Here is a 16,705-nt window from a genome sequence, read left to right on the forward strand (position 1 = left end):
TAGGCAGGGTAACGGGTGCTATGCCCATCGTGAATCCACACCGCTTCGCGCCTGCAGCCTCCAACGAAGAGTACGTCTACGGGTCCTGTGCGCCGGGCTGGCATACGGCCGCCACGCATCAGGACGCGCTCGATGATTGGATCGCACACATGCAGGCACACGACATCGAACGGGTCTGCTGTCTGCTTCCCGGACAACAGCTCGACGACGCTGGGGCCAACATCCAGCGCTATCGGGAGGCCTTCGGAGCGTCATCAGTCCGCCACGTACCGGTTCCCGACCACCGACTTATCGCCCAAGACCGCCTCCACGACGATATCCTGCCGTTCCTGGTTGACGCCTGTGAGACAGAAGAGCGGGTCGTCGTTCATTGCCTGGCCGGCATCGGCCGCACCGGACAGGTGCTCGCCGCGTGGCTGGTGTATCATTACGACTACGGCCCCGACCGCGCCATCGAGACCGTGCAGGAGATGGGTCGTGACCCCAGAGACGCTATCGAAGCGGGGAACGCGACTGAAGCGGAGCTGTCCGACCTGCTGTCGTCAGTCGCGCGCCTGTAGAAAACTTTCCGTCGGCGCTCAGTCCGTCCGTGGGAGCAGCCGCGCACCGATCGCAAAACCGACGACGGCACAGACTGTGAGGACAGCCAGTGGGCCGAGCGCATCACCAGTGCCGGTCGTCGCCGCACGGACGCCACGCGAAAAGTATGTCAGCGGCGAGAGCCACGTCGGCAGCCACGCGGGCAGAAGTGTCTGTGGGACGAACGTCTCCGAGAGAAAGAGCAGCGGGAGCGCGAGGCCGTTGCTCGCCGCGATGACGCCGTCCTGTGAGTCCGCGAGACTGCCTAGCATCGCCCCGACAGCACAGAACAGCGCGACGCCGAGGCCGACAAAGGGGAGCAACAGCCCTGACGGGCGGATTGTCGCGCCGGTGAGCCACACCATCAGACCCAGGATCAGGAGACCGGCGATGCCGATGATGACGACGTTGACGAGCGTCTGCGCCAGTAGCCACTCAGTCCGGGTCAGCGGTGTCGTCGCCAGCTTTTCGAAGCGGTTGCCGTCCCGGTGTCGCGCCACCTCGCTCCCGACACGGGAGAGCGGCGTAAACAAGACAACGACGGCCAGATAGCCCGGTGCGTAGAAGCTCGGGGGCTCCGTGAACAGCCCGCCGCCGCCCGGCTGGGTCTGGACTAGCACGCCGAAGATGACGACAATGATGACCGGGAAGAAGAAGGTGAAGAAGACGGCTGTCCGTCGCCGGAGGAAGGCCAGCGACGCCGCGCGCGTCTCCGCTGTGAGTCGCCCCAGACGGCTCATTGGGCACCACCCGCGACCGGCTCTGTCTGTTGTGGTTCACCGCGCTGGCCGACAGCCGTCCCGGTGAGTTCGAGGTACACATCCTCCAGGTCCGGCTGTTTCCAGGTCAGGCTGTCGTACTCGATGCCGGCCTGCCCCAGTTGCTCAGTGATGTTGCCGATAGACTCCGGCCGGATGCCGTAGACGACCAGCCGGCCGTTCCGAAGCGCCGTCTCCGCCGGGTAGTCGATGGCTGAGACGGCAGCTTCGTCGAAGGACCCATCTACGATGAGCTGGCTGTCGCCGCCGTGTTCGGCTACGAGCTGGTCCGGGGAGTCGAGTGCGATGAGCGTCCCGTCGGCGAGGAGGCCAACGCGGTCCGCGAGGCGCTGGGCTTCCTCCATATAGTGTGTCGTGACCAGAATCGTTACGCCGCGGTCAGCAAGTCCCTCCAGCAATCGCCAGAGGTCACGCCGACCAGCCGGGTCAATACCGGTCGTCGGTTCGTCCAGCACGAGAAGGTCCGGGTCGTTAATCAGCGCCGTCGCGACGCAGGTCCGCCGTTGCTGCCCACCCGAGAGATTCTCGTACGTTGTGCTGGCAGTGTCGGCCAGCCCAACATCGTCGAGAACAGCCTCAACATCGCGAGTGTCGTCGTACAGACCGGCGTAGTACTCGAGCAGTTCCCGTGCCGTCAGTCGCTCGTGGGGCGCAAACGACTGGGGCAGGAGACCGATTCGGTCGCGAGCGACCGTCCTGGGCGATTGGCCGAACAGGGTTACCTCGCCAGTCGCATCTGTCGTTCCGGTCAACGCCCGCACCAGCGTCGTCTTGCCAGCCCCGTTGGGACCGACCAGCGCGAGCACCTCTCCGGTGGTCGCCGTCAGCGAAACGCCGTCAAGTGCGACCGTATCGCCGTAGCGCCGCCCGACATCTGACGCGACCAGTACCTCGTCCATGCGCCTTCGTCCGGTCGGGTGGCCGAAAGCAGTTCCGTTCTCGCGCGACTATCGGCTACACGTTACGGCCACATCTCAGACAGACGGCCGGAAGCCACGGCTTGTCCGTGACGACTGGTTGGGTGTCTTCACAGTGGTCACAGAATTCGGTTTTCGTCGCCATTTGCCGAAAGTGTCACACCAGAACAATAAATAGTTTGTTGTGCGGTAGGCCGTCACAAACTGAGGGTAGCTTCGCCACAGTGTTCGGGTAACCGTAGCACTGCGGCCTGCTACCTGACGTGCGACCGGATCTCGCGCACGATAGCGTCTGCGTTGAGCTCGTCGGCGGCCTCGGCCTTGTCGTAGACCGTCTCGTCGTCCACACTAACCCTGAACACGCCGTGGTCACCCATGACCAGTCGGACGCTGTCAAGTTCCCGCTCCAGTCCGGATAAAATCGCCTGCTGGACGTGTACTGCTCGCTCACGAAACCCACATGGGACACAGTATTCGATTTCGACGTGACTCATACTCGACTTTACGCCTGTCAGCCTGAAAGCGCTATGGCCGGTCGACCAGTGCTTGGAGCCGACCGACGAGCGTCACGTCGAACCGATGGACGCCGTACAACAGTCCAACCGAGGTGACAAACACCACCGTCGAGAGCCCGTATGACTGGGACAGGGCCGCCTGTGATAGCGTTGCCCCGACACCCACGAACCCGCCCAGTATCGACGCAAGAATCGGGAGGACACAGGAGACACATGAAAAGAGACCGACAATGCCGCCCACCGCGCCGCCGCTCGCATCGACAGCAGTCACGAACACCAGATACGAGAGCGCCAGATAGCCGGCGACCTTCCACGGGATGAGCACTACGCTCAGGGTCGCGCCGCTGAACACGACCGTCGGCGAGAACCCGGGCGGGGCCTGCGTGACTAGCCGGAGACCAGTTCCCTGACCGCCCGTGCCGTACACGCCGCCGACGTACCCCAACACAAGCAGATAGCCGAGAGCGATAACCACACTGCCGATCGTCCGACGGCGGCTGGGCAGTTCCGGTCGCACTCGCAGGGCAACGAGACCGGCGATGTTGAGCCAGATGAACGGGAACACCAGCAGAAACGGGTCCGTTGCGGGCTGGGCCGTGTTGACGACGTAGCCCAGAATAAGGATGAACTCTGCGTTCAATACGGCTGCCCAGGTTACCAGCGAGCGCGTGTCCGGTATCGCGTCTCTGAGAGTCGCTGTCGTGGTGCTCATAGTGCCAGTGCGTCGACGACGATGGCAATCAGGACCGCTCCAAGGTATGCGTTCGACGCGTGGAACGCCCGGAACGCCGCCGCTTCGGTCTGTTCGCGGTGGAGCAAGACGACAGCCCAGAGGAACACCGCACCCAGCAACACCGACGTGACGGCGTACAGCCACCCAAGCGGCGTGAGCACGCCCAGAACACCCGAAGCGATGAGTGTCGCTCCGAGGTAGTAGACGATGTGCTTGCGCGTCTCCGTTTCACCACGGACGACCGGCATCATCGGGAAGCCGCCCGCCTCGTAGTCGTCCTTGTACGCGAGCGCGAGATTATAGAAGTGTGCCGGCGTCCAGAGGAAGATGACGACGGCAAGGACGACGCCCGGGAGGCCGACCGACCCGTCGGCGGCGACCCAGCCGATAAGCGCCGGTAGTGCGCCAGCGGCCCCGCCGAGGACAGTGTTCTGTACGGTGTTGGGCTTCAACACGAGCGTGTAGATGACGCTGTAGAACACAATCGCAGTCAGCCCGAGGACCGCTACGAGTGCGTTCACCTGCCAGAACAGCCAGAGTGACGCAAACGAAAGCAGCAGGCCGAAGGCCAGCGCATTCCGGACCGGAATCTGGTGGGTTGCGATGGGACGGTCCGAGGTCCGGTCCATCCGCTTGTCGATATCACGTTCGAGGACGTGGTTGAACGTCCCCGATGCGCCGATAGAGAGGACGCCGCCCCCGAGGGTGAGCAGCACCGTCCGGACAGTGAGCGTCTGCCCGGCGGCGAGTGCCATCCCGGCTGCGGCGACTAGACACAGGAGCCACATGAGCCGGGGTTTCATCAGGCGGAAGTACGCTGACGCGGTCCCGACGAGCCGTTCGCGGAACGTAAGCGCTGGGGTCCGGTCAGGGGTGTCGTCTCCGGCCGGTTCCGGTGCAGGCGTCGGATTCTTTACCGGGGTTTCGTCATCACTCCCCGTCTCAGCTTCGAGGTGCCACGCCAGGGCCAGCACGAATGAGCCGAAGATGCCCATCCCCAGAGCGAGGTGGGCGCCGGGAAGAGCTGTCTCGGCACTCGTCGCAACGATAGCGCCGAGCGCTATCTGGACCGGATACAGCACAGCCCCAATAATGATAGCTGCTTTGACACGGCCGCGACAGCCGGATCGGAGCCCGACGACGGCCATAGCCACCACAAGGAGTCCAACGGCGGCGGCGACGAGTCGATGCCCCCAGGCGACCAGCAGGGCCGTGTTCGTCACGTCGACCGGTCCGTCACACAGCGGCCAGGTAGTACAGGCTGCTGCCGCATCCGTGAGCGTCGTTGTCGCGCCGGCGAGAACTAGCAAGTACACGCCGACAGCGGTCGCGGCGAGCAGCCCGGTGAAGGTCCGGCTCTCTGCCATTGTTGTAACCTTCGATGGAGGCCACTTAGACCCCGCGATTCCGCTGTCTCTATCCGGAACGGTTCTGCTGTCCTATCGCTGCAAATCGGGGGCCTGTGGCGAAGACAGCAGTTATTTATCCCCGAAATCCTAAGCCGCATTCATGACCCGGAAACGCGCCGGCCTGGTCGCTCTGTTCGGTGCTGCGCTGCTCGCGCTCGCCGTCGAGCCGGCCGCCGCCGCACAGATTCAGGACTCGACGACGGATAGCCTCATCTGGGGGCTAAACATGAACCTCCTGTACGTCGCTATCCCGATTACGGTCCTCGTCGAAGGGATTCTGATCTACACCGTCTGGCGGTTCCGTAATCAGGAAGAGGCACTCCCCACGCAGGAGAACCGTCGACTCGAAGTGACTTGGACTATCGCGACGGCGATTATTCTCCTGTTTGTCGGCGTCGCCTCTTACCAGGTAATGGCGAGCCCGTACGTCACCGCCGAGGCCGGTGACCAGGCCGCCCTGCAGGAACAGGACACTGAACTCATTACCGTCGAAGCCCAGCGATACGGCTGGACGTTCTACTACAACGAATCGAGTTGGGACGGGCAGGCAGAAGTAACCACTCGAACGGACCTGAAGATACCGGCCAATCAAGACGTAGCCTTCCGCGTGACATCAAGGGACTGGCTGCACGCATTCCACGTGCCCGGACTCGGACTGAAATCCGACGCGTTCCCCGGCCAGTACAACCGCCTCCGAACCAACGCGGGTAACACCGGCACGTACCAGCTCTACTGTGCCGAGTACTGTGGCTCTGGCCACTCACAGATGCTCGGGACCGTCGAGGTCGTCCCGCAGGACGAGTACGAGGACTGGCTGGCAGAGCAGAAAAGCGGCGGCGACTCCGAAGGCAGCAGCGAGTAGCGCGGACGCTGACACGTTCTTTTTTGCACGCTGGCTGACGATTCAGTTCGTATAGTATTGCAATGAGCCAACTAGTACAGCTTCAGTTCTCGCTCTAGAGGCTCGACGATAAGGGCCGTTCAGGAAGGGTCTGAGTCGACGCGTACAAGCGAGGTGTTGTGAGTCAGCTACGCTACGACGCTGCCCTCCGGAGCTATCACGGCTCGTCACAGCCAGCAGAGTCTGGAGGATTGTGAATGGTATGTGCGACACCATTGCATTTGCCAGCAATTCAGCACAGTCTCAGAACAGACTGAAAGCCGGTCTGTCACCTATCGGGGCCGATAGTGACGAGCGCTTGTCCAGACAGTCGGCGCGCTAAGCGCTAAATACCACAGAATATAGCAGAGACGACGTCGCTCGCAAGCAGTTGGCTGATGGAACGACGGCTGCAGCCGGCCCGCTACCGTTAGCCGCAGATGTTGGCAGTCGCGTACACGTTGCCAGTGTCAGTGATCTCCACGCCGATGCCGACGATATTGGCGTTGCGGAGCGTAAGTCGTTCGCGGTAGTCCGGCCACGCCATCCAGTCATCCACAATCTTTCTGGCGACTTCCTTGTCGGTGGCGTGGAATCGCTCCTCGCCGCCCTCCTCATATGTTTGTCCGGCGATTGTCTTCTCAACCGCTTCGAATCGGTTTCGGTCCGGTTGCTCGATGTACTCGCCTTCTGCAGATTCGAACGTACACCGGTCGTAGAGGCCGGTGTCTTCGTATCGGTCCTTACTGGAGACGCCGTCGATCTTGTGAATCGCCTTCCCTTCGATGGCCATCTGTTCACTGTGACTTTTTGCCATCTCGTTGAGGCCTTCTTCTGTCCGAAGTCCCGATTCGAACGGCGGGACACCTGCGGCCTCGCGTTCCTCGTTAAGGAACTGCCGGACGTAGTCCGAGACGTTCTGTTCATTGAACTCACGCGCCGGAATCGACTCCTGCTGCGGGGTCGCTGTCTCGGTCGCTGTTCCGTTTGTTTCCGCCGTTGGTGTCGGCGTCGTACTATTGCCCGCTGTCGCCGTCGCCGTTGAACTATCGTCATTACCGCCGCCATCGCCGCTCTGTGAATCGGTTGTCTGTGTCGTTGTCTCCGCTGTCCCGCCTGCGAACTGTGCTCCAACAAGAACTCCCGTCCCCAAGACCACGAGGAGCACCACAGCGGCGATAGCGAGTAACCCTTTCTTTACCATATACGACGGATAGATTACAGAGGTATGTAAGCTTGATTCTTCATATACTTAATCTGATTTTCATGTTCCCGACTGTCGACGGTGACGATAACCCATATATGCCACGGGCGGCCACTGCCGGTATGGTCGAGAACGTTATCTGGCCGGCGGCGCTCGACGCCAACCGTTCGCGAAGCGACGGGCGTCGTGTGTCACTGGATCTAGCCGTCGAGAACCCGACTGTCGACGAGATCGCCAAAGCCGTCCAGCAGGTCGGTTACGACGCGGTCATCGAACGGGACAAGACGTATCCACGCGAGTACGAAGGCCGCGGGCGAGTCGTCGTCAAGGACGCAGACGATGCGACGAAAAGCGACCTGCTCGGGGCCGTAGCGGCCTACATGCAGGCGCTCCGTGAATGAAACGCATCGGCACTGTCTCGCGGGTCGCACAGGGACTGGCCGTCGTCCGGGCACCTGACGACGAGTACGCGTCAGTGGGAACCACCGTGGTCGACGAGGAGCTCCAGACGGTTGGCTCCGTCGTCGACGTGTTCGGTCCGGTCGAGCGCCCGTACCTCGCAGTCTCGCCGAGCGACACCGTGCATCTCCCAGCGCTGGTCGGTGCGGTCCTCTACGCGCGGTAACAGCCCGCCAACCGCCGAGGCCTGTCCGCACCTGCTTCGTAACGCTCAAACCGGTTCCTGCAGGACGTGTGTGCATGGAGCGACGGTGGCGAATCCTCGGCGGCTGTGGCCTTATCGCTGGTATCTTCCTGTTCGTCCAACTCGGCGCGCTAGCGCTGGTCCAGCCCTTCGAATCGGCTGGCTACCAGGCTGTCGAGGACCCGTCTGACCCCACGAACAGCCTCATGTACATCGGGGCGATTCTGGTTGCCACGGCAGTTATGTTGCTTGCCTTCCGCTACGATGTCGATCAGCTCATTCGCGGGCTCATCGTCTTCTCGGCGGCCTGGCTATCTCTGTACGTGTTTCAGGTGCTTGTGCCGCCGGTGTTCACGTACGCCGGCCTCAACGTCGGTGCCGTCCTGTTAGCGCTGGGTCTGGGGACGGCGCTGCTGGTCTATCCCGAGTGGTACGTCATCGACAGCGCCGGTGCGGTGATGGGGGCTGCTGCTGCCGGCCTGTTCGGTATCAGTTTCGGCGTATTGCCAGCGCTCGTCCTGTTGACTGTGCTCGCAGTATACGATGCGATCAGTGTCTACGGGACCGAACATATGCTCACGCTGGCCTCCGGTGTGATGGATCTCAGGGTCCCTGTCGTCCTCGTGATTCCGATGACGCTGTCGTACTCTTATCTCGACGCGACGACGCCGAACCCAACAGCGGAAGACGAGACGAGCGATGACTCGGCGGCGGCGAACGACGACACTGAGGCGACGACGGGCACTGGCGAAGCGGACGAAAGTGACGACGTTCACGCCGACCCACTGGAGCGCGACGCACTGTTTATCGGCCTCGGTGACGCGATTATTCCGTCGATACTCGTCGCTAGCGCCGCGTTCTTCGCCTCATCGGACGTACTGTCGGTGTTCGGCGTTCCGTTGCCAGCGCTGACCGCGATGGTCGGATCCTACGTCGGCCTGACGATACTGCTCTGGATGGTGCTGAAGGGACGCGCGCACGCAGGACTTCCGCTTTTAAACGGTGGGACCATCGCCGGCTACATCGTCGGTGCACTCGCCGCGGGCATCAGTCTGGTCGACGCCCTCGGTCTCGGTCCGTACCTCTAAACTGCGTTCTCGCGACAGCTATCGGCCGGTCAGGGCTTTGCTCGCGGGCGCGAAGTCGATCTCCTCGCCGCGACCGTCTGCCTTCGCCCGTTCGTACAGCATATGGCCCGCAGCGACGGTTTCGATGGCTGTGCCGCCGGAGTCAAAGACTGTAATCTCCTCGGGAGACTGCCGCCCGGAGGCGTTTCCAGCGACGATATCACCCAGTTCCGCGTGGACGTGGTCCTCATCGACGACGCCCGCATCGAGGGCGTTGATGAACGACCCGGCGTCCTGTGTCACCCGCTCGCGCAGGTCCGGAACGTACGTGGCGCGTTCGATTGTCGTCGCGTCTAGCTCGTTCTTCTCGGGATGGTACTGGCCCATCGCGGTCACGTGGGTGCCCGGTTCGAGCAGGTCACCGTCGAACACCGGTTCGCTCGCGCTAGTCGCCGTGATAACGACATCGGCCCCTTCGATTGCTGCGGCCGGGGACGCGACGGCTGCGACTGTCGGGTCCAGCGCGTCGTTCATCTCCGCAGCGAAAGACTCCCGGTTGTCGGCTGTCGGCGAGTACACCTCAATGCGGTCGAAATCACGGACCGTCGCCGTGGCACGGACCTGGCCGCGGGCCTGTGCGCCGCTGCCGATGATTGCGAGGTCGCTGGCGTCACGGCGAGCCAGTGCGTCGACACCGACAGCCCCGGCCGCGCCAGTCTTGTGAGGGTTCATGCTCGCACCGTCGAGGACAGCGAGCGGGTCGCCGCTGTCGGCGTCAAAAATCGGGAGCGTGAAGTGTGCGTCCCGTCCGCTAAAACCGGCTGCGTAGGTGTATCCACCCATCGCGCCAGTGTCGGGGAGAATCGCGAGATAGCCCGTCAACATGCCCGCAGGCTCGTCCGAGAACAGCGTTGTTCTGGGAGTCGCCGGGGCCCCCTCGCCACGCTGGCGATACCCCTCCCGGACGGCGTCAACGTACTCGGCGGGTTCAGCGAGGTCAGCGACCTCGTCACTCTGCAAGAACAGCGCTGTCGCATCTGTTGTCATACTCCGTCGTTTGGGCGACCGACTCTTATACTGCCCGGCGGTGGCCAATCTGTTCGACCGGGTACACAGTCACGGAAGGTCTATCGAAGGCAGGAGAAGTGACGGGTGGGACAGCGCCTAATCTGCGGTCTGGACCGGCTCCGACTGCGCGCTCTGGGCTGACGTGTCGCTTGGAACCGGGTCAACGGGGGCACGGACAAACATCGCATGGCCGATAAGGCCGACCGTCACGACAGAAGCCATCGGAATCGCTGTCGTCAGTTCGAAGCCGACAACGAACAGAGAGGCGGTGATGCCGGCCATGGCGAGCGGAATGAGTCCGAGAATGATGTCGTAATAACCCGTCATAAGTATGAATTATCCTACGGCAGTGTGGTATATGAATGTTTCCCTAAAATACGGCATAATACACTCAATGGCCCCTACAAATTTACTCAGTACCCGCTGAGTAACAATCTCATAAGTTATGGGTTGGATAAAGGGGAAAGCTTAATATGTCTCTATTCCTGTGAGTTGTTCACAATATAAGGACAGGGACGACCCGGTATTCCTGGCCCGCGGCCACGCGCATGGTGTGTGGTATTACTACAAAGCCGGAATACAGTGTTTACCAACCGCTATACGATGGGTGCGTAACGACTATTTGTTTCTCGGGATAGGACCCAGCTATGCACCCATTTTCAGAATTTGAGAACTAGATTAGGTTATTCATGGTGTGGTCATGCTGCCTATTTTCTCCGATGATAACTGGGTCCATGTGCTTATTAGGTACGCCAAGATACGTTGAACCGGAGAAAAACGGAACGCCGATTCCAAACGAGACAATGAGCACGAACGCAACGGACAACACGACGGACGCCGCGACCGACGACCAAGAACGACGATACGCCGAACTGAACATCGGGGACGAGGAGTTCGTAATTTACGACCGGGAGAACCACCAGGCATGGATTCAGTCGACAGAGTCGCTTGAAGTCGCCAACCTGCGATAGTCCGTCATCGACACCGCATCCCTGCTACAGGCCGCTCTATTTTGCGACTGCAATCACGCCGCGCCAGAGCAACAGCAGCGTGCCCCCGACAAGCACGGAGACGAGTGCGAATGTCAGCGCCGCATTGCCGGGGAACATCGCCGTTGACCGAAGTCCCTGTGCGATCCCAACTGCCAGTACCCATCCCACGATAGTGCGACCGAGAGCCGCCCGAACCGTTGCGGTCGCGGCGGCGGTGTACAGTTCTCCAAGCCCCGCGACGAGGAGCCAGCCGATATAAAATGGCGTCAGCGTCCCGGCAAACCGACCCGGACTGAGTATCGGATTAATACCGTGGGTCAGCTCACCGACACCGACGAACAGGGCAATCGCCAGCAGGTCACCGACGGCGACCAGCGCCGTCCGAGCGGACAGTTCGATACGACCGTTCCCCACCGTCGAAACGCTCATACAGAGAGTTCTGACTCCGGGCACTTCCCTCCCTCGGATTTGACGACAACGGTTGGTGCCCTGAAACAGCGACCAGTACTGATTACAGTCGGCGGCCCGTTCAGCTGAACTATGGAGTTCACGCTGCTCGGCTGGCCCGAGGACGGCCACCGGCTCCGGCTGGACTACGAGCAGTTCGCGTACGCGGGCAAGTTCGTCATGACCTCGACCGGGAAGGCTGTTATCGGGGACGACGGCGTCGTGGCCGCGGCTGCGTTCGACGCCGACCGGACAGACCCGGACACCCTCTGTGTCCGGTATATCACCGTTCGGCAGGACCGACAGGGCGACCGACTCGGTGCCCGACTCCTCCGATTCGTTCGGGAGCGGGCCACGGAACGGGGCTTCGAACGCGTGTCCATCGGCGTCAACAACCCCTTTTCATACCAAGCTGCCTACCGGGCCGGGTTCTGCTTTAGCGGCGCGGAATCGGGGATGGCCGAACTCGACCTCGTCTGGCCGGGCGACCGCAGTACCGAACGGTATCAGGCCGGGCTGGACCTGTTTCGGGAGCGCGACCTCTCACCCGATGAGGAGTCGTTTCTCGCAGCGAAGGCCGACGCCGACCCGCCGACGGTCCTCAACGAGTGGGCCGAGCAGCCGTCCGCACGGACCGACTGAGCCGCTCAACCGCCGCTGACTGTGTGCCATCACGGAGTAGCACGTCGTCTCCGAGAGATTCAAACGGCTGTCGGCCAAAGGCCTGCCAATGGGAAACGCTGATTTGCGGTCGCTCGCGGCCCTGTCGGACGTGTCGTTCGACGACCTCGGCGGGAGCGTCGTCGCCGTGGACGCCCACAACTGGCTCTATCGCTATCTGACGACGACGGTGAAGTTCACCAGCGAGTCGAAGTACACCACCAGCAACGGCGAGGAGGTGGCGAACCTCATTGGAGTCGTTCAGGGCTTACCGAAGTTTTTCGAGCACGACATGACGCCGGTGTTCGTTTTTGATGGCGCAGTCACGGACCTCAAAGACGACGAGGTCGAGAAGCGCCGCGAGCAACGCCAGAAATACGAGTCCGAACTGGAGGCAGCCCGGGAAGCGGGCGACAGCACCCGCGTCGCCAAGCTTGACTCCCGCACGCAGCGGTTGACCGACACTATCGTCGACACGACGCGGGACCTGCTGGAACTCCTCGACGTGCCTATCGTCGACGCCCCGGCAGAAGGTGAGGGGCAGGCGTCGGTGATGGCCCGGCGTGGCGACGTAGACTACGTCGGGACGGAGGACTACGATGCGCTGCTGTTCGGCGCGCCGATGACGCTCCGGCAGATCACGTCGAAGGGCGACCCCGAACTGATGGATTTTGCGGCCACACTCGAGCACCACGACCTTACCTGGGAACAACTGGTCGACGCGGCGATTCTGATGGGGACGGACTTCAACGAGGGCATCTCAGGTATCGGCCCCAAAACAGCCGTCAAAGACCTCCACGAGCACGGCGACCTCTACACGGTGCTTGCGGCCCGCGGCGAACACATCGACCATGCCGACCGCATTCGGGACCTGTTTCTCGACCCCGCGGCCACCGATGACTACGAAATACCGGACAGCATCGAGCCAGACATCGATGCCGCTCGCACGTTCGTCACCGACCAGTGGGAGGTCGATGCTGACGAGGTCGCTCGCGGGTTCGAACGCATTGACGACTCAGTCGTCCAGACCGGACTCGACCGTTGGGCGTGAAAGCAGAGGCTCACGACCGACCAACAGCGGAATAAGGACGGATACGACCGTTTCAGCTCAGACGACAGATTCGACCGTTTCGATCTCGTCGAGCGTGCGGTTCCGGATGGCCGATCCGCTGCTCGTGTCGAAGAGGTGGATGGCGTTTTCGGGGAACCGGATTTTGACGTGCTGGCCGGCTTTGAGCTGTTTCATCCCGCCAACCGTCGCAATAAACTGGTCGTCCATCGATTCGTCGAACTGCAGGTGCGCCGTGTTCTCGTTCCCGCGTGGCTCGACGACGTGGACCGTCGAATCAAACACGTTCGGACCGACGTCGCTCTGAACGAATTCGATGTCTTCGGGCCTGATGCCGAGCGTGATGTCGCTCGTGCCCTCGACGGCGGCGACCGTCTCGTCGCTGAGTTCATACTCGAACCACTCACCTTTGAGCGTCGACCCCTCCAGCGTCGTCGGGAAGAAGTTCATCGACGGTTCGCCGATGAAGCCAGCGACAAAGAGGTTGTTCGGCTCGTGGTAGCACTCAAGCGGCGTCGCGCATTGCTGGAGGACGCCGTCGTTGAGGATGGCGATGCGGTCGCTCATCGTCATCGCCTCCGTCTGGTCGTGGGTGACGTACACCGTTGTCACGTCCAGGTCTTGCTGGAGCTCCTGAAGTTCGGTCCGCATCTCGGCTTTGAGCTTCGCATCCAGGTTCGCAAGCGGCTCGTCCATCAGGAACACTTCGGGGTCCCGGACGATAGCGCGGCCAAGCGCCACGCGCTGTTGCTGCCCGCCGGAAAGTTCGCCGGGCTTGCGGTCGATGAGCTCGAAGATGCCCATATCCTTGCACGCCTTCTCGACGCGCTCGTTGATCTCGTCGTCGGGCATATCCGTCGATTCCTCCAGCCCGAACGCCATGTTCTCCCGCACGGTCATGTGTGGGTACAGGGCGTAGGACTGGAACACCATGGCCACGTTCCGACGGGCCGGCGGCTGGTCGTTGATTATCTGGCCGTCCAGCCGGATTTCGCCGCGCGTGATGTCTTCGAGCCCGGCAATCATCCGTAGCGTCGTCGATTTCCCACAGCCCGATGGGCCGACGACACAGAGGAACTCGCCGTCCTCAATGTCGACCGAGACCTCGTCAACTGCAATGATTTCGCCGTCGTCGTCTTGGAACGTCTTCGTTACCTCGTCCAGTGTGAGTTGTGCCATTGTGAATACCTCCGTGATTATTCTCCAGCGACGCCTTTCGCGAACTGTTCGCCGAACATGATGTAGACGAGCAGCGTCGGAAGTGCTGCGACGATGGCCCCTGCCATCGTGGTATTAAACGACTGGACGACCCCACCAGTGAGCGCCGCGAGACGCTGGGTCGCCACCTGCGAAGCCGGTTCGTTGACGAGTACGAGCGCGAACAACAGGTCGTTGTAGACCTGCGTGAACTGGTAGATGAGCGTCACCGCAAACATCGGCAGCGACAGCGGGAGGATGATGTTGCGGTAGATGCTGAACGCGCTCGCGCCGTCGAGGCGAGCGGCCTCGATCATCTCGTCGGAGATGCTCTGGTAATACGACCGGAACAGCAGCGTACAGATCGGAATCCCGTACGCGGCGTGGGTGATCGACAGCTGCAGCAACTGCACGTATCCGTTACGGCTCGGATACTGCCAGTTGCCGCCCGTGATGAACCCAAAGACGGTGTTGACGAAGCCGTTGAGCAGCCCCGGAAGCACCTGAAACCAGAACTGTGCCAGCGGGACCAGCACGGCCTGATAGGGGATGAAGATGCCCGCGATAATAAGGACGACCACGCCGACCTGCCCGCGCCAGCTAATCGTCGTCAGACCGTAGGCGGTCATACTGCCCAGCAGCGCCGACACAATCGTCGCGGGAATCGCCATCAGCAGCGAGTTCACCAGTCCCGGACGGAGCGTGTTCCAGGCGGTGGTGAGCGCGTCGAGCGTGAAGCCGTCAGTGCCCGGCGGCGCGAACGGGAGCGTCCGAGCGAACGCGCTCTCGGTCTTGAACATCGTCATCACGGCCGTCTCTACCGGGAAGAGGTAGAAGGCAATGCCCGCCAGCAGGAGGGCATACAGGCCGATACGGCTGTTCTCTGTACTGCGAAGTTCGTCGATGAAACCGCCGTCTCTGATACTCATAGTTCACCCCGTCGGTATTCGCTGTAGAGGTACGGACCAATGACCAGCAGTGCGAGGGCAAACAGCACGATAGCGACGGCTGACCCGTACGCCCACTGGAGGCTGTCGAACGCGACCCGATACATCATCGTCGCCAGAATATCCATGTTCGCCCCCGGCTGTGAGCCACGGAGCGCGTAGATGAAGTCGAACGCTTTCAGCGCAAACACCATCAGTACCACCGACGCGGACACCGCGGAAGCGCGGAGCTGCGGGATGATTACCCGTGCGTACATCCGAACCGTCGACGCGCCGTCGACCCGCGCAGCCTCGTAGTGTTCGGTCGGGATCGCCCGGAGGCCGGCGAGGAAGACGACCATCGCGTAGCCGCTGAACTGCCAGATGAGCGCGAAGATGACCGCCGCCAGTGCGGTCGTGTTCCAGGAGAGCCACTGAATGACCTCAGCGTTGACTCCGGCCGGCCGGAGTAGTCCCACGATGGCTCCTTCGAGATTGAACACTCGGAAGAACTGATTGAGCACGCCGTTGCGGGCGTTGTACACCCACGCCCACATCGTCGCCGTGACGACGAACGAGAGGCTCATCGGGAGCAGGTAGATGGTCCGGAACGTGTTCTCGAAACGTATCTGCTGGTCGATGAGGATGGCCACGAACAGGCCAAGCGCCAGACAGAGGACGGTAAACACGACAAGTAACACCACCGTGTTCTGTGCTGCCTGCCAGAACGCCCCGTCGCTCAGCATGCGGCTGTACATACTGAGGTCGAAGCTCTCGTACTGGGCCCCGCCGAGTCCGTTGTACTCAGTCAGTGACAACAGGAAGTTCCAGGCGATGGCGCCGTACACAAAAAAACCTGCAAGCAGGACTGGCGGCAGCCAGAACGGGGCGGATTCGATGAGTTCCCATTCGACCGGAAGCGAGTTGCGAAGCGAATCGCCTCGGGTCGTCTTCACCGTCGCCCCGCCGTCTGTTGCCAGTTGGTCGCCGTCCGATTCGTCTCTCGATACCGCCGACCGGAGCCTACCCCCGGTGGCGAGGAGTCTACTGAGTATCTCGCGCATGGTTGGTCAGTGGTTCGCCGACGTGAGTTCGCCGTCCATCGTCCCGACGGATGTGTCGTCAGTCACATAGACTCGCCAGCCAGCACGCACGTAGACCACGCGACCCGCCCACCTGTCGCACCAACACAGGCTGGCGGGCGGCGTGGATACGCCGGATGACGGGTGTGCCATCCCGTCGTCGTGCCGAGCGAGCGATTGCAACGCGGCGGGTACACCGGCTGCGAGCGTTCGCGATGTGTCACGTCCGTCGGTGTCCCATCGGGCCCCAACAGCCGACGACGGCAGCAACACACCGCCGTCACCGGACATTGTGGGGGCATCAGTCATGAACGTCTCTGTGGCGTCGAACTCATGGTAAGTGGAGAGAGATTCTACTTAATATTTCCGAATGATAATACACGTTTATCCAGGTCACGGGTTCTGAGCCCCACGGTCTCCGCTCTCCAACTGCAGAGTTGTGGTGGCCAGTGAACGACTGTCCCGGCAGTTGCAGGGCTGTGCCGAGTGGTGTCCCGACTCGTACCGGTGGGTTTTACGACCGGGCGGACCACCCCCC

The 16,705-nt window shown here is 61.9% G+C and carries 21 protein-coding genes; 8 read left to right on the top strand and 13 right to left on the bottom strand.

The features are described 5' to 3' along the window. Positions 1-20 precede the first annotated feature (20 nt). The gene (locus G9C82_RS05165; protein WP_127013533.1) at positions 21-560 is read left to right on the top strand and encodes a dual specificity protein phosphatase family protein; all 540 of its coding nucleotides are present in this window, start codon (positions 21-23) and stop codon (positions 558-560) included. A gap of 18 nt (positions 561-578) precedes the next feature. Here the strand turns inward: G9C82_RS05165 and G9C82_RS05170 are convergent, their stop codons facing one another. The 5 genes from G9C82_RS05170 to G9C82_RS05190 all read right to left on the bottom strand — a co-directional run bounded on the left by G9C82_RS05170 (position 579) and on the right by G9C82_RS05190 (position 4,890). After that, positions 579-1,319 carry an ABC transporter permease gene (locus G9C82_RS05170; protein WP_004963373.1) on the bottom strand — a complete coding sequence of 247 codons (741 nt, stop codon included), beginning with the start codon at positions 1,317-1,319 and terminating at the stop codon, positions 579-581. Further along, the gene (locus G9C82_RS05175) at positions 1,316-2,257 is read right to left on the bottom strand and encodes an ABC transporter ATP-binding protein (RefSeq protein ID WP_004963377.1); all 942 of its coding nucleotides are present in this window, start codon (positions 2,255-2,257) and stop codon (positions 1,316-1,318) included. The genes G9C82_RS05170 and G9C82_RS05175 overlap by 4 nt, the downstream gene beginning before the upstream one ends. Before the next feature lie 272 nt (positions 2,258-2,529). Then, entirely contained in the window at positions 2,530-2,769 is a 240-nt protein-coding gene (locus G9C82_RS05180) for an Rdx family protein (RefSeq protein WP_011222795.1), read from the bottom strand. Between the two features lie 31 nt (positions 2,770-2,800). Continuing rightward, positions 2,801-3,502 (bottom strand): hypothetical protein, encoded by a 702-nt coding sequence (locus G9C82_RS05185; protein WP_007188232.1) that lies wholly within the window; start codon positions 3,500-3,502, stop codon positions 2,801-2,803. Next, positions 3,499-4,890 (bottom strand): heme o synthase, encoded by a 1,392-nt coding sequence (locus G9C82_RS05190; RefSeq protein WP_004963385.1) that lies wholly within the window; start codon positions 4,888-4,890, stop codon positions 3,499-3,501. The genes G9C82_RS05185 and G9C82_RS05190 overlap by 4 nt, the downstream gene beginning before the upstream one ends. A 142-nt stretch (positions 4,891-5,032) precedes the next feature. Here G9C82_RS05190 and coxB point away from each other — a divergent pair, with 142 nt between their 5' ends. Then, complete coding sequence (coxB, locus tag G9C82_RS05195; protein ID WP_004963388.1) at positions 5,033-5,794, top strand: cytochrome c oxidase subunit II; 762 nt, start codon at positions 5,033-5,035, stop codon at positions 5,792-5,794. Between the two features lie 448 nt (positions 5,795-6,242). Here coxB and G9C82_RS05200 read toward each other — a convergent pair whose 3' ends face one another. Continuing rightward, a complete protein-coding gene (locus tag G9C82_RS05200; protein ID WP_127013534.1) occupies positions 6,243-7,016 on the bottom strand; it encodes a CAP domain-containing protein in 774 nt (257 codons plus the stop codon). 122 nt (positions 7,017-7,138) lie between these two features. On the opposite strand from G9C82_RS05200, the gene srp19 reads away from it, so the two are divergent. From srp19 to G9C82_RS05215, 3 genes are all read left to right on the top strand, one after another. Further along, the gene (gene srp19, locus G9C82_RS05205) at positions 7,139-7,417 is read left to right on the top strand and encodes a signal recognition particle subunit SRP19 (protein WP_004963393.1); all 279 of its coding nucleotides are present in this window, start codon (positions 7,139-7,141) and stop codon (positions 7,415-7,417) included. Next, positions 7,414-7,641 carry an H/ACA ribonucleoprotein complex subunit GAR1 gene (locus G9C82_RS05210; protein ID WP_004963396.1) on the top strand — a complete coding sequence of 76 codons (228 nt, stop codon included), beginning with the start codon at positions 7,414-7,416 and terminating at the stop codon, positions 7,639-7,641. The genes srp19 and G9C82_RS05210 overlap by 4 nt, the downstream gene beginning before the upstream one ends. A 74-nt stretch (positions 7,642-7,715) precedes the next feature. Continuing rightward, entirely contained in the window at positions 7,716-8,747 is a 1,032-nt protein-coding gene (locus tag G9C82_RS05215) for a presenilin family intramembrane aspartyl protease PSH (RefSeq protein ID WP_011222791.1), read from the top strand. Positions 8,748-8,765: 18 nt separating this feature from the next. On the opposite strand, the gene G9C82_RS05220 is transcribed toward G9C82_RS05215, so the two are convergent. Both G9C82_RS05220 and G9C82_RS05225 read right to left on the bottom strand, forming a co-directional pair. After that, entirely contained in the window at positions 8,766-9,773 is a 1,008-nt protein-coding gene (locus tag G9C82_RS05220) for an ornithine cyclodeaminase family protein (RefSeq protein ID WP_011222790.1), read from the bottom strand. 117 nt (positions 9,774-9,890) lie between these two features. Beyond that, positions 9,891-10,121, bottom strand: a complete 231-nt coding sequence (locus G9C82_RS05225; RefSeq protein WP_004963405.1) for a hypothetical protein — start codon at positions 10,119-10,121, stop codon at positions 9,891-9,893. 476 nt (positions 10,122-10,597) lie between these two features. Between G9C82_RS05225 and G9C82_RS05230 the strand changes: the two genes are divergently transcribed. Then, positions 10,598-10,765: a hypothetical protein gene (locus G9C82_RS05230; protein WP_004963408.1), complete on the top strand. Its 168-nt coding sequence runs from the start codon at positions 10,598-10,600 to the stop codon at positions 10,763-10,765. 36 nt (positions 10,766-10,801) lie between these two features. Here G9C82_RS05230 and G9C82_RS05235 read toward each other — a convergent pair whose 3' ends face one another. Beyond that, complete coding sequence (locus tag G9C82_RS05235) at positions 10,802-11,215, bottom strand: DUF3054 domain-containing protein (protein WP_127013535.1); 414 nt, start codon at positions 11,213-11,215, stop codon at positions 10,802-10,804. A gap of 111 nt (positions 11,216-11,326) precedes the next feature. On the opposite strand from G9C82_RS05235, the gene G9C82_RS05240 reads away from it, so the two are divergent. Together G9C82_RS05240 and fen are read left to right on the top strand one after the other, a co-directional pair. Next, a complete protein-coding gene (locus tag G9C82_RS05240) occupies positions 11,327-11,875 on the top strand; it encodes a GNAT family N-acetyltransferase (protein ID WP_127013536.1) in 549 nt (182 codons plus the stop codon). 88 nt (positions 11,876-11,963) lie between these two features. Then, positions 11,964-12,944 (top strand): flap endonuclease-1, encoded by a 981-nt coding sequence (gene fen / locus G9C82_RS05245; protein ID WP_011222786.1) that lies wholly within the window; start codon positions 11,964-11,966, stop codon positions 12,942-12,944. 57 nt (positions 12,945-13,001) lie between these two features. Here fen and G9C82_RS05250 read toward each other — a convergent pair whose 3' ends face one another. The 4 genes from G9C82_RS05250 to G9C82_RS05265 are packed head-to-tail and all read right to left on the bottom strand — an operon-like array spanning position 13,002 to position 16,476. After that, entirely contained in the window at positions 13,002-14,141 is a 1,140-nt protein-coding gene (locus tag G9C82_RS05250) for an ABC transporter ATP-binding protein (protein WP_007188224.1), read from the bottom strand. A 17-nt stretch (positions 14,142-14,158) separates the two neighbouring features. Next, complete coding sequence (locus G9C82_RS05255; protein WP_004963427.1) at positions 14,159-15,088, bottom strand: carbohydrate ABC transporter permease; 930 nt, start codon at positions 15,086-15,088, stop codon at positions 14,159-14,161. Next, a complete protein-coding gene (locus tag G9C82_RS05260; protein WP_004963430.1) occupies positions 15,085-16,149 on the bottom strand; it encodes a carbohydrate ABC transporter permease in 1,065 nt (354 codons plus the stop codon). The genes G9C82_RS05255 and G9C82_RS05260 overlap by 4 nt, the downstream gene beginning before the upstream one ends. Before the next feature lie 6 nt (positions 16,150-16,155). Then, positions 16,156-16,476: a hypothetical protein gene (locus G9C82_RS05265; protein ID WP_127013537.1), complete on the bottom strand. Its 321-nt coding sequence runs from the start codon at positions 16,474-16,476 to the stop codon at positions 16,156-16,158. Positions 16,477-16,705 lie beyond the last annotated feature (229 nt).

It is taken from the genome of Haloarcula sp. R1-2, from assembly GCF_011627385.1.
Taxonomy (GTDB): Archaea; Halobacteriota; Halobacteria; order Halobacteriales; family Haloarculaceae; genus Haloarcula; species Haloarcula marismortui.

Excerpts from the sequence above, each read along its gene's own strand:
- G9C82_RS05190 (WP_004963385.1), bottom strand. The coding sequence starts at position 4,890 with ATGGCAGAGAGCCGGACCTTCACCGGGCTGCTCGCCGCGACCGCTGTC.
- G9C82_RS05185 (WP_007188232.1), bottom strand. The coding sequence starts at position 3,502 with ATGAGCACCACGACAGCGACTCTCAGAGACGCGATACCGGACACGCGC.
- G9C82_RS05265 (WP_127013537.1), bottom strand. The coding sequence starts at position 16,476 with ATGACTGATGCCCCCACAATGTCCGGTGACGGCGGTGTGTTGCTGCCG.
- G9C82_RS05255 (WP_004963427.1), bottom strand. The coding sequence starts at position 15,088 with ATGAGTATCAGAGACGGCGGTTTCATCGACGAACTTCGCAGTACAGAG.
- G9C82_RS05235 (WP_127013535.1), bottom strand. The coding sequence starts at position 11,215 with ATGAGCGTTTCGACGGTGGGGAACGGTCGTATCGAACTGTCCGCTCGG.
- G9C82_RS05220 (WP_011222790.1), bottom strand. The coding sequence starts at position 9,773 with ATGACAACAGATGCGACAGCGCTGTTCTTGCAGAGTGACGAGGTCGCT.
- fen (WP_011222786.1), top strand. The coding sequence starts at position 11,964 with ATGGGAAACGCTGATTTGCGGTCGCTCGCGGCCCTGTCGGACGTGTCG.
- G9C82_RS05210 (WP_004963396.1), top strand. The coding sequence starts at position 7,414 with ATGAAACGCATCGGCACTGTCTCGCGGGTCGCACAGGGACTGGCCGTC.
- G9C82_RS05230 (WP_004963408.1), top strand. The coding sequence starts at position 10,598 with ATGAGCACGAACGCAACGGACAACACGACGGACGCCGCGACCGACGAC.
- G9C82_RS05180 (WP_011222795.1), bottom strand. The coding sequence starts at position 2,769 with ATGAGTCACGTCGAAATCGAATACTGTGTCCCATGTGGGTTTCGTGAG.
- G9C82_RS05225 (WP_004963405.1), bottom strand. The coding sequence starts at position 10,121 with ATGACGGGTTATTACGACATCATTCTCGGACTCATTCCGCTCGCCATG.
- G9C82_RS05175 (WP_004963377.1), bottom strand. The coding sequence starts at position 2,257 with ATGGACGAGGTACTGGTCGCGTCAGATGTCGGGCGGCGCTACGGCGAT.
- G9C82_RS05165 (WP_127013533.1), top strand. The coding sequence starts at position 21 with ATGCCCATCGTGAATCCACACCGCTTCGCGCCTGCAGCCTCCAACGAA.
- G9C82_RS05215 (WP_011222791.1), top strand. The coding sequence starts at position 7,716 with ATGGAGCGACGGTGGCGAATCCTCGGCGGCTGTGGCCTTATCGCTGGT.
- G9C82_RS05260 (WP_004963430.1), bottom strand. The coding sequence starts at position 16,149 with ATGCGCGAGATACTCAGTAGACTCCTCGCCACCGGGGGTAGGCTCCGG.
- G9C82_RS05170 (WP_004963373.1), bottom strand. The coding sequence starts at position 1,319 with ATGAGCCGTCTGGGGCGACTCACAGCGGAGACGCGCGCGGCGTCGCTG.
- G9C82_RS05200 (WP_127013534.1), bottom strand. The coding sequence starts at position 7,016 with ATGGTAAAGAAAGGGTTACTCGCTATCGCCGCTGTGGTGCTCCTCGTG.
- coxB (WP_004963388.1), top strand. The coding sequence starts at position 5,033 with ATGACCCGGAAACGCGCCGGCCTGGTCGCTCTGTTCGGTGCTGCGCTG.
- srp19 (WP_004963393.1), top strand. The coding sequence starts at position 7,139 with ATGGTCGAGAACGTTATCTGGCCGGCGGCGCTCGACGCCAACCGTTCG.
- G9C82_RS05240 (WP_127013536.1), top strand. The coding sequence starts at position 11,327 with ATGGAGTTCACGCTGCTCGGCTGGCCCGAGGACGGCCACCGGCTCCGG.
- G9C82_RS05250 (WP_007188224.1), bottom strand. The coding sequence starts at position 14,141 with ATGGCACAACTCACACTGGACGAGGTAACGAAGACGTTCCAAGACGAC.